Below are 13,974 nucleotides of genomic sequence, written 5' to 3' on the forward strand. Positions count from 1 at the left end.
TACGATACGGGGCAGCCGGCGCGCGCCCCAGGTGGGCAATTCGCGTCGGCGGGAGCCGATAGACCAGCCAGGAGGGCGCGGATGATAGTGGTGCTGATGCTGACGACGGTGCCCGATGCCGAGACCGCCAACGCGCTTTCCGACGGTGCGCTCGATGCGCGGCTTGCCGCGTGCGTGTCGGAGCTCGGCGCGATCAAGTCGCGCTATCACTGGCAGGGCAAGGTCGAAACGGCCGACGAGATCCAGTTGCTGTTCAAGACGAGCCCGGTGCGGGCGCTCGAACTGGAGCGATTTATTCTCGCGCATCATCCTTACGAGACGCCCGAAATCGTCTCGTGGCAGACGACGGCATCGGCCGCGTACGGCCAGTGGGTGACCAGCGAAACTCAACGTCTATTTCATGTTTAACGGTATGGCGCTTCCCGTGCGCGTGCGCGCGCTGCGATTCCTCGCAGTCCTGTTGTCGTTCATGCTCGTGCTCGGCGGCCTGTCGGTCGCGCGCGCGGCCGACGATTTCCTCGATCCGTCGGTTGCGTTCAAGTTCAGTGCGAGCGAATCGCCGGGACAGGTGGACGTCCACTTCAAGGTCGCCAACGGCTATTACCTGTACCGTGAGCGGTTCGCGTTCGCGGTGAAGAGCGGGCAGGCGACGCTCGGCGATCCGCAATTCCCGGCCGGCCACGTGAAGTTCGACCAGACGTTCCAGAAGGACGTCGAGACCTACCGTGACGAAGTCGTCGTGCATGTGCCCGTCAAGCAGGCGTCAGGTCCGTTCGAGCTCGCGGTGACGTCGCAGGGGTGCGCGGACGAGGGCATCTGCTATCCGCCGGCCGAGCACGTCGTGAAGGTCGATGGCGCCGCGCTGGGCGCCGCCTCGTCGTCGCAGTCGTCCGCCGATGCGGTTGCCGCGGGCAGCTGGTTCGACAAGGTCACGAGCGCCGATTTCGCGCAGTCGCTGCTCGAAGGGCATGGCTTCTTCACGATCGTCGCACTGTATTTCGTCGCGGGCGTCGTGCTGAGCCTCCTGCCGTGTTCGTATCCGATGATTCCGATCGTGTCGGCGATCATCATCGGCCAAGGCACGCGCGCGACGCATGCGCGCGGCTTCGCGCTGTCGCTGACCTATGTGGTCGGCATGGCGCTGGTCTACACGGTACTCGGCATCGCCGCGGCGCTGGTGGGCCAGAGCCTCGGCGCGTGGCTGCAGAACCCGTGGGTGCTCGGCGCGTTCGGCGTGCTGTTGACCGCGTTTGCCGTCTCGCTGATCTCGGGCAAGGACCTCGCACTGCCCGCGCGCTGGCAGAACGGCGCGGCCGAGGCATCGAGCGCGCGCCAGGGCGGCCATTTCGTCGCGGTCGCGGCGATGGGCGCGCTGTCCGCACTGGTCGTCGGCGCATGCATGACGGCGCCGCTGTTCGCGGTGCTCGCCTTCATCGCGCACACGGGCAATGCGCTGCTCGGCGGCGCTGCACTGTTCGCGATGGGGCTGGGGCTGGGCGTGCCGCTGCTGGTCGTCGGCGTCGGGGCCGGGACGGTACTGCCGCGCGCCGGCGCATGGATGGACGGCGTGAAGGTGTTCTTCGGCATCGTGCTGCTCGCAGCCGCGCTGTGGATCGTGTGGCCGGTGCTGGCCGGTGGCCTGAAGATGGTGCTCGCTGCGTTGTGGCTGCTGATCGCGGCCGCGGCGCTCGGGCTGTTCACGCCGAATGCCGGCGCCACGTCGATCTGGCGTCGCCTTGGCCGTGGCGTGGGTGCCGCGCTCGCGATCTGGGCGGCTACGCTGCTCGTCGGCCTGGCCGCGGGCTCGACTGATCCGGTCAAGCCGCTGGCGGTGCTGGCGGCACGCACGGTTGCGTCGGGCGGTACGGCGGCAGCAGGCGCGGCCGCTGCTCAGGACGGGCCCGCGTTCGCATCGGTGCGCTCGAGCGGCGAACTCGACACGCTGCTGAAGACGGCGGCCCAGCCCGTGATGCTCGACTTCTACGCCGACTGGTGCGTGAGCTGCAAGGAGATGGAGCATCTGACGTTTACCGACGCGCGCGTGCAGGCGCGACTCGCGCAACTTCACCTCGTGCGTGCGGACGTTACCGCGAACAACCCGGACGACCAGGCGCTGCTGAAGCGCTTCAACCTGTTCGGCCCGCCGGGCATCATCTTCTTCGATCGAAGCGGCAACGAGATCGGGCGCGTGGTCGGCTATCAGGCGGCCGAGACGTTCCTGCGCAGCCTCGACCGGGCTGCGGTCCCGACGGTATGACCATGCGCGTCGCGGGCGCGCTGGTGGCCAACCGGCGCGCTTGCGTGGCATGAATTGACGATCGACAACGCATACGGCCGCGATCGACAGCAAACAAAAAACGGCGGGACACCGAAGTGTCCCGCCGTTTTTCTTTCCGCCTGCCGGCAGGCGCTTAGCGTTGCGCTTTCAGCAGACGCGCGGCGTCGAGCGCGAAGTACGTGAGCACGCCGTCGGCGCCCGCGCGCTTGAACGCGAGCAGCGATTCCAGCACGACCTTGTCGTGATCGAGCCAGCCGTTCATCGCGGCGGCCTTCAGCATCGCGTATTCACCGCTCACCTGGTACACGTAGGTCGGGAAGCGGAACTCGTCCTTCACGCGGCGCACGATGTCGAGGTACGGCATGCCGGGCTTGACCATCACCATGTCGGCGCCTTCGTCGATGTCCAGGCGCACTTCGCGCAGCGCTTCGTCGCTGTTCGCCGGATCCATCTGGTAGGTCATCTTGTTGCCCTTGCCCAGGTTGGACGCCGAGCCGACCGCGTCGCGGAACGGGCCGTAGAACGCCGACGCGAACTTGGCCGAATAGGCCATGATCCGCGTGTGGATATGGCCGTCGCTTTCCAGCATTTCGCGGATCGCGCCGATGCGGCCGTCCATCATGTCCGACGGCGCGACGATGTCGACGCCGGCTTCCGCCTGCGCGCGCGCCTGATCGATCAGGATCTCGATCGTGTCGTCGTTGATCACGTAGCCGTTTTCGTCGAGCACGCCGTCCTGGCCGTGGCTCGTGTACGGATCGAGTGCGACGTCGGTCAGCACGCCGAGTTCGGGGAAGCGCTTCTTCAGCTCGCGCACCGCGCGCGGGATCAGGCCTTCCGGATTGGCTGCCTCGCGACCGTCAGGCGTTTTCACCGACGGCTCGATGGCCGGGAACAGCGACAGCACGGGCACGCCGAGTTCGACGCACTGCTCGGCGACCTGCATCAGCAGATCGACGGACACGCGTTCGACGCCGGGCATCGACGGCACCGGCTGCCGTTCGTTGGTGCCTTCGACGACGAACACCGGATAGATCAGGTCGTCGGTGGTCAGGCGGTTTTCGCGCATCAGGCGCCGGGAGAAGTCGTCGCGGCGCATCCGGCGCGGACGATGAAGCGGATGGAAGCTCATGGCGATTGGGTAGAAATCAGGGCAGTAAGACCTTACGGAACCCTTAGGTCATTTTCGGGAGCGTTGGTATATGATAGCGATCGAGCGGCACGCGTCGCGTGCAGCTCCCCGCTTCTCCTCCCTGAGCGGGTGCCTGTCGTTTTTCGATTAGGCTGTTTGACCCGCCGTTCAACGGCGGGTTTTTTTATGAGCCGGCCGAAACCGCAGGCGCCGTCAGGTGCGCGCCGCCGATCCCGGCCGCGCGTTGCCCGATCATTGTGCTACAGGCTCGCTTTTTTCGTCGGCGACGGACGGCCGCACCCAGCTTTCGATCAATTCGTGCGCTTCGTCGAGCCCAACGCGCTTCATCGCCGAGAACAGCTGGACCGTCAGCTTGCCCTGAACGCCCTGGTCACGATACGCATCGAGCCCCTTTTGCGTGGTTCGCAGCGCGTTGATGCTTTCCTGCCGCGTCAATTTGTCGCACTTCGTCAGCAGCGTGTGGATCGGCTTGCCGGTCGGCACGAACCACTCGATCATGCGGCGGTCGAGATCGGTCAGCGGACGGCGCGAATCCATCATCAGGATCAGGCCGCAGAGCTGCGAGCGGGTCGCGAGGTAGGACGACAGGAGCATTTCCCAATGCGCCTTGGCGGCGCCGGGCACTTCCGCGTAGCCGTAGCCGGGCAGGTCGACGAGGTTCGCGACGGGCTCGGCGGCCGGGCCGACGGAGAAGTAGTTGATATGCTGCGTGCGGCCGGGCGTCTTCGACGCGAAGGCGAGCCGCTTCTGGTTGCACAGCACGTTGATCGCCGTCGACTTGCCGGCATTCGAGCGGCCCGCGAACGCGATTTCCGGCTGGACCGTCGGCGGCAGGTCGCGCAGATGGTTGACGGTCGTGTAGAAGCGGGCTTGATGGAGCAGAAAGGCCATGGGAACCGGAAGGACGGGCGGCGCGAGCCGCTTGGTGGAGGCGGGGTAGCCCCGATAGGCGCCGGAGCTTTCAACACGATATTGTACAATACGGCGGTTTTACCGAAGGCTACCGGGCGCCTGCCTCGCGCTTTTATGTAGCTTCTGCGGTAGACTGAACGCCGTCGTTTTTTGCAGAACCTCAAATTCCCACAAGACGAAACAGGGTGTGCGAATGAATCGACTGTGCAAGTCTCTGATGGTGCTTCAGGTTGCAGCAGGGTTCGTAGGTTTCGTAGCGGAGGCAAACGCGGCGGATGCGGCAAAGCCGGATCTCGACCGTGGCAAGGCGATTGCCGGGCAAGTCTGCGCGTCGTGTCACGGCGCCGACGGCAATAGCGCGTCGGGCAGTTTCCCGAAGCTCGCCGGCCAGCATCCCGAATATCTGGTCAAGCAGTTGAACGACTTCAAGACGCAGCCGGGCGCGAAGGGGCCGGTGCGCACCAACGCGGTGATGGTCGGATTCGCGAGCGCGCTGAGCGCGGACGACATGCGCAACGTCGCCGCGTACTACGGGTCGCAGACGACGAAGCTCGGCACCGCACGCGATGCGGCGACCGTGCCGATCGGCCAGAAGATCTACCGCGGCGGCATCGCGGAGAAGGGCGTACCCGCCTGCGCGAGCTGCCACGGGCCGACAGGGCAAGGGCTCCCGGTCCAGTACCCGCGTCTGTCGGGGCAATGGGCCGATTACACGGCCGCGCAGTTGACCGCGTTCCAGCAGGGTGCCGGCGCGCGCAACAACAACGAGGCGATGCATCAGATCGCCACGCGGCTGTCGGACAACGAGATCAAGGCCGTCGCGGATTACATCGCGGGCCTGCGTTGAGCGGTCAGCCGCGAATGGAATGACCGGGCGCCCGAAGGGCGGCCGGAGTCAGAACAAGAAAAGGGTGGGGCGCCGCGTCGTTGCGGTTGCCTCGCCCTTCTTTTTTGTCAGCGCGCGCCGGCCGTCACGCGCGTGCTGGCCGCCCCTTCGGGGGCAATAATCACAGTGAGCGTTGGGGGCTGTTTCCCCTGAGTCGGAGTTTGAATGAGCGTTACCACGTCGGGGTTGCAGTCGAAGTCGGGTCAGGGTGCGTCCAAGCGCGCGGTCGAGCTGCTGAGCTCGATGCGCTTCGCGATTGCGCTGCTGGTGGTGCTGTCGATTGCGAGCATCATCGGCACGGTCCTGACCCAGGACGATCCGTATCCGAACTATGTGAACCAGTTCGGGCCGTTCTGGGCGGACATCTTCCGCTCGCTCGGCCTGTACAACGTGTACAGCGCGTGGTGGTTCATGCTGATCCTGATCTTCCTCGTCGTGTCGATCTCGCTGTGCGTGATCCGCAACGCGCCGAAGATGCTCGCCGATGCGAAGAGCTGGAAGGACAAGGTTCGCGAAGGCAGCCTGCGGGCCTTCCACCACAAGGCCGAATACACGACGTCCGGCACGCGCGCGACGGTCACGGCGACGCTCGCCACGTTCGTCACCAAGGCCGGCTACAAGCACATCGTGCGTGAGAACGACGGCGCGACGCTGATCTCCGCGAAACGCGGTGCAATGACCAAGTGGGGCTACATCTCCGCGCACCTCGCGATCGTCGTGATCTGTATCGGCGGCCTGCTCGACAGCAACCTGCCGATCAAATTCCAGATGTGGATGTTCGGCAAGAGCCCGGTCAACACGAGCGCGACGATCAGCGAGATCTCGCCCGACCATCGCCTGTCCGCGTCGAACCCGACGTTCCGCGGCTATGCATGGGTGCCCGAGGGGCAGTTCGTGTCGACCGCGATCCTGAACCAGCCGAGCGGCTCGCTGATCCAGGACTTGCCGTTCTCGATCCAGCTCAACAAGTTCATCGTCGACTACTACACGACGGGCATGCCGAAGCTGTTCGCGAGCGACATCGTCGTGATCGATCGCGAGACCGGCCAGAAGATCCCGGCGCGCGTCGAGGTCAACAAGCCGTTCACGTACAAGGGCGTGTCGATCTACCAGTCGAGCTTCCAGGACGGCGGCTCGCAGATGCAGATGACGGCCTATCCGATGACGGGCGGCAACGCGAAGACCTTCCCCGTGAAGGGGACGATCGGCAGTTCGGCGCCGCTGCAGATGCCGGGCAACGACGGCGACACGATCGAGTTCTCCGATTTCCGTGCGATCAACGTCGAGAACATGGCCGACGCGAACGGCAAGCCGGACGTGCGCGGTGTCGCGACGACGAGCTCGCTGAAAGAAGCGTTCGACGAACGCCTCGGCTCCGGCGCGAAGACGTCGAAGCCGACGCAGCTCCACAACATCGGCCCGTCCGTGCAGTACAAGATCCGCGGCAAGGACGGCCAGGCGCGCGAATTCAACAACTACATGCTGCCCGTCGACATGAACGGCGAGCGCGTGTTCCTCGCCGGCGTGCGTGCGAGCCCGAACGACCCGTTCCGCTACATGCGGATTCCGGCCGACAGCCAGGATTCGATCGGCGAATGGATGCACCTGCGTGCCGCGCTCGAGGATCCGTCCGCGCGCGCCGAGGCCGCTGCGCGCTTCGCGCAGCGTTCGCTGCCGGGCACGGATGCATCGCTGCGCAGCCGTTTGCAGGACAGCGCGTTGAAGGTGCTGACCCTTTTTGCAGCGAGCGACGACAGCGTCGGCCGTGGCGCCGACGGCCAGCCGATCGGCGGCTTCCAGGCCGTGGCGACGTTCATCGACCGCTCGGTGCCGAAGGCCGAGCAGGAGAAGGCTGCAAGCCTGCTGCTGCGCATGCTCGAAGGCTCGATGTGGGAGGTCTGGCAGATCGCGCGCGAGCGTGCGGGCGAGCCGGCGGCGCAGCAGGGCACCGACACGATCCGCTTCGTGCAGAACGCGATCAATGCGCTATCCGACAGCTTTTTGTATGGATCCCCGGTCTATTTGCAGCTTGACTCATTCAAGCAGGTGCAAGCTTCGGTATTTCAGTTGACGCGCGCACCCGGCAAGAATCTGGTGTATCTTGGCAGCCTGCTGCTGGTCGCCGGCATCTTCTCGATGTTCTACGTGCGCGAGCGGCGCCTCTGGTTCTGGTTGAAGGACGCCGGTTCGGGCGTCGATGTGGTGATGGCAATGTCCACGGCCCGCAAGACCTTCGATTTCGAGAAAGAGTTCGTGCAGACGCGCGACGCGGCCGGTGCCGCCTTGCACGCCGCACCTCGCGACGCCGCGCCGGCCGGTGCGGCATCGACGGCCCGTCCGCCTGCCGGCGGCGGTTCCGATTCCGAGAATTCCACCCGGTAACATCATGGATCTCACGCAAGTCTCCTCTTCCCATCGGGCGTCGGCCCAGGCTCCGGTGACGGCGCCGCTGTTCGACGACCGTCCGTTCCTCGCGCGCCTGTCGCTGCTCGACTGGCTGTTCGCACTGGCGCTCGTGGTGGGCGCGGGCTATGCGCTCGTGCACTACAACGCGCACATGGATTACTACGACAAGGCGATGATGATCGGCACCGTGCCGGCGCTCATCGCGCTCGGCTGGCGCTGGAAGCCCGCGCGGCTGATGATGGCGTCGATCGCCGTGCTGGCGCTGCTGTCGATCCAGATCTACCAGGGCGATCTCGCGCGCGCCGATTCGGCGTTCTTCCTCAAGTACTTCCTGTCGAGCCAGTCCGCGATCCTGTGGATGAGCGCGCTGTTCGTGCTCGCGACGATCTTCTACTGGATCGGCTTGCTCGCGCGCTCGGCGTCGGGCTCCGCGATCGGCCAGAAGCTCACGTGGGTCGCCGTGCTGATGGGCTTCACCGGCCTGATGGTGCGCTGGTACGAGTCCTACCTGATCGGGGCGGACGTCGGGCACATTCCGGTATCGAACCTGTATGAAGTGTTCGTGCTGTTCAGCCTGATCACTGCGCTGCTCTATCTGTATTACGAAGGCCACTACGGCACGCGCGCGCTCGGCGCGTTCGTGCTGCTGGTGATCAGCGCGGCCGTCGGCTTCCTGATGTGGTACTCGGTCGCGCGCGACGCGCAGCAGATCCAGCCGCTCGTGCCGGCGCTGCAAAGCTGGTGGATGAAGATCCACGTGCCGGCGAACTTCATCGGCTACGGCAGCTTCGCGCTGTCGGCGATGGTGTCGGTCGCATACCTGATGAAGGAGCGCGGCGTGCTCGCCGATCGCCTGCCGACGCTCGACGTGCTCGACGACGTGATGTACAAGTCGATCGCGGTCGGTTTCGCGTTCTTCACGATCGCGACGATCCTCGGCGCGCTGTGGGCCGCCGAAGCATGGGGCGGCTACTGGAGCTGGGACCCGAAGGAAACCTGGGCGCTGATCGTGTGGCTCAACTACGCGGCGTGGCTGCACATGCGCCTGATGAAGGGCCTGCGCGGCACGGTGGCCGCATGGTGGGCGCTCACGGGCCTGCTCGTGACGACCTTCGCGTTCCTCGGCGTCAACATGTTCCTGTCCGGGCTGCACAGCTACGGCAAGCTGTAAGATTTCCGCTGTTCGTCCGACTATGAGACCGCCGGTGCACTGCGTGCCCGGCGGTTTTCTTTTGTAACGGGCGGGCGGTCCGGACGTCGAACGGCGCAAGACGGGCCGGGTCGAACGCTCATGAAACTGCGCGCGGCGCAGGCAGGAGGAGCAGCACGATGTGGATCAAACGCCCTTTGCGGAACGTACTGACCGGCGGCGATATTGCGCCCGGCGACATCACGCCGCGTGCGGTGTTCGAGAACCGGCGGCGCGTATTGCAGGCGGCCGGCCTCGCGGCGGCGGGCGGGTTGCTCGGTGGCAGCGGCGCAGCCTTGGCCGCCTATGCGTCGCCCGATGCGCGGGCCGCGAAGCTTGCGGCGAAGACGAATCCGAAGTTCGTCGCGGCCGACAAGGTGACGCCGTTCAAGGACATCACCACCTACAACAACTTCTACGAATTCGGCACCGACAAGAGCGACCCCGCGCAGAACGCCGGCACGCTGCGGCCGCGCCCGTGGCGGGTGAGCGTCGAGGGCGAGGTGCTGCATCCGAAGGTGTTCGATCTCGACGAACTGCTGAAGCTCGCGCCGCTCGAGGAGCGCGTGTACCGGCTGCGCTGCGTCGAGGGCTGGTCGATGGTGATCCCGTGGATCGGCGTGCCGCTGTCCGAGCTGATCAAGCGCGTGCAGCCGACCGGCAACGCGAAATACGTGCAGTTCATCACGCTGGCCGATCCGTCGCAGATGCCCGGCCTCTCGACGCCCGTGCTCGACTGGCCGTACTCGGAAGGACTGCGGATGGACGAGGCGATGAATCCGCTGACGCTGCTGACGATGGGCGTCTACGGGCAGGCGCTGCCGAACCAGAACGGCGCGCCGGTGCGGATCGTCGTGCCGTGGAAGTACGGCTTCAAGAGCGCGAAGTCGCTCGTGAAGATCCGCTTCGTCGACAAGCAGCCGAAGACGAGCTGGAACACGTACGCGTCGAACGAGTACGGCTTTTACTCGAACGTGAACCCGAACGTCGATCATCCGCGCTGGAGCCAGGCGACCGAGCGGCGCATCGGCGAGGATGGCTTTTTCACGCCGAAGCGCAAGACGCTGATGTTCAACGGCTACGGCGACCTGGTCGCGTCGATGTATCAGGGCATGGACCTGAAGAAGAATTTCTGAGGGCGACGGTGAGAAACGACATGCCCCCTTCGACGCTGACGGCCGCGCCCACAGCCGGCGCCGGCCAGGCTGCACGTGCCGCACGGCGCGGCGCGGTCCGTCCCGCCGCACCGCGCTGGCTCGCGCCGGCCAAGGTGCTGGTTTTCGCGGCCGGTCTTTATCCGCTCGCCCGTCTCGTGCTGTTCGGGCTGACCGACCGGCTCGGCGCGAATCCGATCGAGTTCATCACGCGCTCGACGGGGCTCTGGACGCTCGTGATCCTGTGCATCACGCTCGCCGTCACGCCGCTTCGGCGCATGACGGGGTTCGGCACGCTGCTGCGCTTTCGCCGGATGATCGGGCTGTTCGCGTTCTTCTACGCGACGCTGCACTTCACGACCTACCTGTGGTTCGACAAGTGGTTCGACGTCGTCGCGATCCTGAGGGACGTCGGCAAGCGCCCGTTCATCACGGTCGGTTTTGCCGCGTTCGTGCTGCTGATTCCGCTCGCGGCAACGTCGCCGCGCGCGATGGTGCGCCGCCTGGGCCGCCACTGGGCGACGCTGCACAGCGCGATCTACGCGATCGCGCTGTTCGCCGTGCTGCACTTCTGGTGGATGCGAGCCGGCAAGCACAATCTGGCGCAGCCGAAGCTGTATGCGGGAATCGTCGCCGTGCTGCTCGGCTGGCGGCTCATTGCATGGGGATGGCGGCGCGTGCGCGCGTGACGGCGCAGCCTGAAAAAACAAAAGGCGATGACCGGGAAGTCATCGCCTTGTTTCGTGAGCCGTGCAGGTGGCGCGTCGTTACTTCGCGACAGCCGGGCTCGACGCCGGTGCAGGCATGGACGATGCGCTGCTCGACAATTCGGGTGACAGCGTGAGCGGCGTGCCGGACGAATCGGGCACACTGTCGGACGACGCGTTTTCATCGGTCGGCTTCACGTCCGACGGCGGGGTGTCCTGCTGCTGGAGCGGCTTGGGCATCGGAGGCACGGTGGGCAGATAGAGCGCGCCGCTTTGACCGCAGCCGGCAAGAATCGCCAAAGCCGCTACAATCGCGCTCATCCGGAAAACGACTCGCATGATCGTCCCTGAACAATTGAACCGATAGAGTTTAGCATGTCCGATACCGAATACCTGACCCGTGCCGAGGCCGTGCTGGCGGCCGTCGAGCGTACCGTCGACGACGCCAACGACGGCGATCACGACATCGATCTGGAGCGCAACGGCAGCGTCCTGACGCTGACGTTCGAGAACGGCTCGAAGATCATCGTCAACCTGCAGCCGCCGATGAAGGAAGTGTGGATCGCCGCGAGGGCGGGCGGTTTCCACTACCGTTTCATCGACGGCGAATGGCGCGATACGCGCACGGGCACCGAGTTTTTCTCGGCGCTCACCGAATACGCGACGCAGCAGGCCGGCCTGCCGATCACGTTCAGCGCGCCGTAACCGCCCAGGCCGCAGCCGGGGCTGCGCGTCGACGCGTCGTGCCAAAGAAAAAGCGCCCCGCGGGGCGCTTTTTTCATGTCCGGGCCGGTGGTCAGTGCGCGAACAGGTTCATGATGTCCTGCTTTTCCTGCTCGTCGACGTGCGGCACGGTGGCGTCGACGTTCTGCGCGGCCGGTGCCTGCGGTACGCCGACCGTCGACACGAAGCCGTGGCCCGGCGCGAACTCGGTGAAGTACAGCTCGCCGCCGAGCGATTCGACGCCGTCCGGCACCGTCGGCTTGAACTCGGGGACGCCCTTCAGCGCGGCGCCCATGTAGTCGATCCAGACCGGCAGCGACAGGCCGCCCCCCGTTTCGCGATCGCCGAGGCTGCGCGGATTGTCGTAGCCGATCCACGCGATCGCGGCGAGCGTGTGCTGGTAGCCGGCGAACCACGCGTCGTGCGAGTCGTTCGTCGTGCCGGTCTTGCCCGCGAGGTCGGTGCGCTTCAGTACGTTGGTCCGTGCGCCCGTGCCGCGCTGCGCGACGCTCTGCAGCAGGCTGTTCATCACGTACGCGTTGCGCGGGTCGATCGCGCGCGGCGCATTCTGCTCGGCGACGAGCGGCTGCGCACGCACGACGATCGCGCCGTTCGGATCGGTGACTTCGGCGATCAGGTACGGATTGACGCGGTAGCCGCCGTTCGCGAAGACCGAGTACGCGCCCGCCATCTGCAGCGGCGTGACCTGGCCCGCGCCGAGTGCCATCGGCAGGTAGGCCGGATGGCGTTCGGCGTCGAAGCCGAAGCGGGTGATGTACTGCTGCGCGTACTTCGTGCCGATGTGGTTCAGGATCCGGATCGACACGAGGTTGCGCGAGCGCTGCAGCGCGGTGCGCATCGACATCGGGCCTTCGAAGCCGCCGCCGTAGTTCTTCGGCTCCCACGGCTGGCCGCCCGTTTCGGCGGCGCTGAAATACAGCGGGCCGTCGTTGATCACGGTGGCCGGCCCGAGGCCCTTGTCGAGCGACGCCGAATAGATGAACGGCTTGAACGACGAACCCGGCTGCCGCCACGCCTGCGTGACGTGGTTGAACTTGTTCTTGTTGTAGTCGAAGCCGCCGACGAGCGAGCGGATCGCGCCGTCCTGCGGGACGATCGACAGGAATGCCCCCTCGACCTGCGGCAACTGCGTGATCGACCATTTGCCGGCGTCGTTCTTCACGACGCGGACGATCGCGCCCGGGCGGATGCGGCGATTCGGCTGCGCATTGGCCGACAGCGCGCCCGACGCGAAGCGCAGGTTGTCGCCTTCGATCGTCGCATTGCTGCCGTCGATGAATGCGACCGTGATCTGGCGCGGGCTGGCGGCCGTGACGACCGCGGCGATCAGTTCGCCGTTGTCGGGGTGTTCGAGCAGTGCATCGTCGATCGCCTGTTCGCGGTCGTCGGCCCCGGCCGGCAGCTCGATGAAGCCTTCCGGCCCGCGATAGCCGTGCCGGCGTTCGTAATCCATGATGCCCTTGCGCAGCGCGGTGTACGCGACCTGCTGATCCGCGGAGTCGATCGTCGTGACGACGTTGAAGCCGCGCGTGTAGGTTTCCTCACGGTACTGCGCGTACATCATTTGTCGGACCATTTCCGCGACGTACTCGGCGTGCACGCTGAAATCGCGGCCCGGGCCCTTGACGACGAGCGGCTGTGCGACGGCCTCGTCGTACTGCTCGCGCGAGATGAAGTTCAGCTCGAGCATCCGTTGCAGGATGTATTCCTGGCGCACCTTCGCGCGCTTCGGGTTCACGACCGGGTTGTACGCGGACGGCGCCTTCGGCAGCCCGGCAAGCATCGCGGCTTCGGCGAGCGAGATGTCCTTCAGGTCCTTGCCGAAGTAGACCCGCGCGGCGCTCGCGAAGCCGTACGCGCGCTGGCCGAGATAGATCTGATTCATGTAGACCTCGAGAATCTGATCCTTCGTCAGCGCACGCTCGATCCGGTACGCGAGCAGCATCTCGTAGATCTTGCGCGTGTAGGTCTTCTCGCTCGACAGGAAGAAGTTGCGCGCGACCTGCATCGTGATCGTGCTCGCACCCTGCGACGCATGGCCGTTCGTCAGCGCGACGATGCCGGCGCGGACGATGCCGGTGAGATCGACGCCGCCGTGATCGTAGAAGCGCGCGTCTTCGATCGCGAGGATCGCCTTCTTCAGCGAGTCGGGCACGTCCTTGAAATGGACGACGTCGCGGCGCTCTTCGCCGAATTCGCCGATCAGCACGTGATCGGACGTATAGATGCGCAGCGGCACCTTCGGCCGATAGTCGGTCAGCGCGTCGAGCGACGGCATGTTCGGCCACGCAACGACGAGCGCGTAGCCGAGCACGAGGCCGCCGGCCACGACGAGCGCGACGCACATCGTGGCGAATCCGAGCAGGACTTTTTGCCACCAGGGCCGCTTCTTCGGCTCCGGGGCGGGAGGCGGGGACGTAGGAGTCGTGGATTGCATAGGCATACCGGAAAACAGTCCCGCGATTATAGCTGCCCGGTAAGACCGGTCCTGACGCGGGGGGCGCCCGCCGCGAAGACGCGGTCCGGCGTGCTTCCAGCATAGCCC

Annotated in this window: 12 protein-coding genes; 8 read left to right on the forward strand and 4 right to left on the reverse strand. The window is 65.8% G+C overall.

All coding sequences use genetic code 11. The annotated features are described in order from the left end of the window. The first annotated feature begins 81 nt into the window (after nt 1–81). Together cutA and dsbD are read left to right on the forward strand one after the other, a co-directional pair. Entirely contained in the window at nt 82–408 is a 327-nt protein-coding gene (cutA, locus tag QZM35_RS32380; protein ID WP_174999006.1) for a divalent-cation tolerance protein CutA, read from the forward strand. After that, nucleotides 401–2,257 carry a protein-disulfide reductase DsbD gene (gene dsbD / locus QZM35_RS32385; protein WP_089430491.1) on the forward strand — a complete coding sequence of 619 codons (1,857 nt, stop codon included), beginning with the start codon at nt 401–403 and terminating at the stop codon, nt 2,255–2,257. Before cutA ends, dsbD begins: the two co-directional genes overlap by 8 nt. 154 nt (nt 2,258–2,411) lie before the next feature. On the opposite strand, the gene hemB is transcribed toward dsbD, so the two are convergent. Together hemB and yihA are read right to left on the reverse strand one after the other, a co-directional pair. Continuing rightward, entirely contained in the window at nt 2,412–3,410 is a 999-nt protein-coding gene (gene hemB / locus QZM35_RS32390) for a porphobilinogen synthase (protein ID WP_089424302.1), read from the reverse strand. Nucleotides 3,411–3,662: 252 nt separating this feature from the next. Next, nucleotides 3,663–4,322: a ribosome biogenesis GTP-binding protein YihA/YsxC gene (gene yihA, locus QZM35_RS32395; RefSeq protein WP_089424303.1), complete on the reverse strand. Its 660-nt coding sequence runs from the start codon at nt 4,320–4,322 to the stop codon at nt 3,663–3,665. Nucleotides 4,323–4,536: 214 nt separating this feature from the next. On the opposite strand from yihA, the gene QZM35_RS32400 reads away from it, so the two are divergent. The 5 genes from QZM35_RS32400 (at nt 4,537) to msrQ (ending at nt 10,667) form a co-directional block, all read left to right on the forward strand. Next, complete coding sequence (locus QZM35_RS32400) at nt 4,537–5,190, forward strand: cytochrome c (protein WP_089424304.1); 654 nt, start codon at nt 4,537–4,539, stop codon at nt 5,188–5,190. A 204-nt stretch (nt 5,191–5,394) separates the two neighbouring features. Further along, nucleotides 5,395–7,611, forward strand: a complete 2,217-nt coding sequence (locus QZM35_RS32405) for a cytochrome c biogenesis protein ResB (protein ID WP_089424305.1) — start codon at nt 5,395–5,397, stop codon at nt 7,609–7,611. A 4-nt stretch (nt 7,612–7,615) separates the two neighbouring features. Then, nucleotides 7,616–8,806, forward strand: a complete 1,191-nt coding sequence (gene ccsB / locus QZM35_RS32410) for a c-type cytochrome biogenesis protein CcsB (RefSeq protein ID WP_301777480.1) — start codon at nt 7,616–7,618, stop codon at nt 8,804–8,806. 158 nt (nt 8,807–8,964) lie between these two features. Continuing rightward, nucleotides 8,965–9,960 carry a protein-methionine-sulfoxide reductase catalytic subunit MsrP gene (msrP, locus tag QZM35_RS32415; RefSeq protein ID WP_301777481.1) on the forward strand — a complete coding sequence of 332 codons (996 nt, stop codon included), beginning with the start codon at nt 8,965–8,967 and terminating at the stop codon, nt 9,958–9,960. 20 nt (nt 9,961–9,980) lie between these two features. Further along, nucleotides 9,981–10,667, forward strand: coding sequence for a protein-methionine-sulfoxide reductase heme-binding subunit MsrQ (msrQ, locus tag QZM35_RS32420; protein WP_301777482.1), 687 nt, complete (start codon nt 9,981–9,983; stop codon nt 10,665–10,667). A 78-nt stretch (nt 10,668–10,745) separates the two neighbouring features. On the opposite strand, the gene QZM35_RS32425 is transcribed toward msrQ, so the two are convergent. Next, nucleotides 10,746–11,024 (reverse strand): lipoprotein, encoded by a 279-nt coding sequence (locus QZM35_RS32425; protein WP_081421163.1) that lies wholly within the window; start codon nt 11,022–11,024, stop codon nt 10,746–10,748. A gap of 36 nt (nt 11,025–11,060) precedes the next feature. Between QZM35_RS32425 and cyaY the strand changes: the two genes are divergently transcribed. Then, complete coding sequence (gene cyaY / locus QZM35_RS32430; RefSeq protein ID WP_069246934.1) at nt 11,061–11,390, forward strand: iron donor protein CyaY; 330 nt, start codon at nt 11,061–11,063, stop codon at nt 11,388–11,390. Between the two features lie 91 nt (nt 11,391–11,481). Here the strand turns inward: cyaY and QZM35_RS32435 are convergent, their stop codons facing one another. Continuing rightward, on the reverse strand, nt 11,482–13,872 hold the full coding sequence (locus tag QZM35_RS32435; RefSeq protein ID WP_179255031.1) for a penicillin-binding protein 1A: 2,391 nt from the start codon (nt 13,870–13,872) through the stop codon (nt 11,482–11,484). Between the last annotated feature and the right edge of the window lie 102 nt (nt 13,873–13,974).

Source organism: Burkholderia sp. AU45274 (genome assembly GCF_030482505.1).
Lineage (GTDB): Bacteria > Pseudomonadota > Gammaproteobacteria > Burkholderiales > Burkholderiaceae > Burkholderia.